The organism is Megasphaera sp. AF13-6AC (assembly GCF_027685385.1).
GTDB classification, from domain to species: domain Bacteria; phylum Bacillota; class Negativicutes; order Veillonellales; family Megasphaeraceae; genus Megasphaera; species Megasphaera micronuciformis.
In genome coordinates, this window is record NZ_JAQCUN010000242.1 from 1 (window position 1) to 1,112 (window position 1,112).

Sequence of the window (1,112 nt, forward strand, 5' to 3'; positions counted from 1 at the left end):
TTGCCGCCCGTCGATGCCGATTTTGCGGAACTTGTAGGCAAATTCAAGACTGTTGACGAATTGAAGGCCGACGTTCGCGGACGCCTTGAAAAGAGTGCTAAGTTTAAAGCTACGGAAGCCTTTAACAACGAAGTTTTGAAGAAAGCTATTGACAATGCATCCGTCGATATTCCCGAAGTGATGGTCGAACAGAAAGTCGATCAGATGGTTGAAGAGTTCGAACTGAAATTACAGGCTCAGAACATGCACCTTCACGACTATTTGGAATATACGAAGCAGGATGAAAAAGATTTCCGTGCTCAGTATCTGGATGCGGCTAAGGAAAACGTCAAGATGGACCTCGTTCTCGAAGCCATTGCCAATGCTGAACATATTGAAGTCAAAGAATTGGACCTTCAGGCGGAAATTATTACGATGGCTCGCAACTTCGGTGCCGATCCGCAGGAAGTCTATAAGATTATTATGAAAGAACGACGCATTCCGATGCTCGTACAGTCCGTGGGCCGCAAGAAGGCTGCCGGCTTCATTCTCTCCAATGCCGTAGATACGAATGCTAAGGAAGAAAAGGCTGAAGAAGAAAAGGCCGAAAAGAAACCGGCCAAGAAGACGGCTACGAAAGCCGCTGCCAAAGATGAAGAGGCAGAAGCAAAGCCGGATAAAAAAACGACTAAACGGACTACTAAGAAGAAAGAAGATGCACCGGAAGCGTAAGAACCGAGAGGAGCCTTACGATGAAAATGCAATATGTACCGATTGTCGTAGAACAGTCGTCTCAAGGTGAACGCAGTTACGATATTTATTCGCGTTTATTAAAGGATCGCATTATCTTTTTGACGGGAGCTATTGACGATACGGTCGCCAACAGCGTTATTGCACAGCTTCTGTTTTTGGAAGCCGATAATCCCGACAAGGATATTCATTTATACATTAACAGCCCCGGCGGTGTCGTAACCGCCGGTATGGCTATTTATGATACCATGCGTTATATTAAGCCCGATGTTTCCACTATTTGTGTAGGTTCGGCAGCTTCCATGGCTTCCGTCCTTTTGACGGCGGGAACGAAGGGAAAACGTTTTGCATTACCTCATTCGCAGGTTATGATTCATCAGCCC

1 protein-coding gene and 1 pseudogene are annotated in these 1,112 nt (G+C 46.0%); both read left to right on the top strand.

Going from position 1 to position 1,112, the window contains the following annotated elements:
• Positions 1-711 (top strand): annotated as a pseudogene (locus PGX78_RS08530) (trigger factor); the annotation flags it as partial.
• Between the two features lie 20 nt (positions 712-731).
• Positions 732-1,112: ATP-dependent Clp protease proteolytic subunit (locus PGX78_RS08535; protein WP_270446528.1), on the top strand; the 381-nt coding region annotated here is incomplete at its 3' end.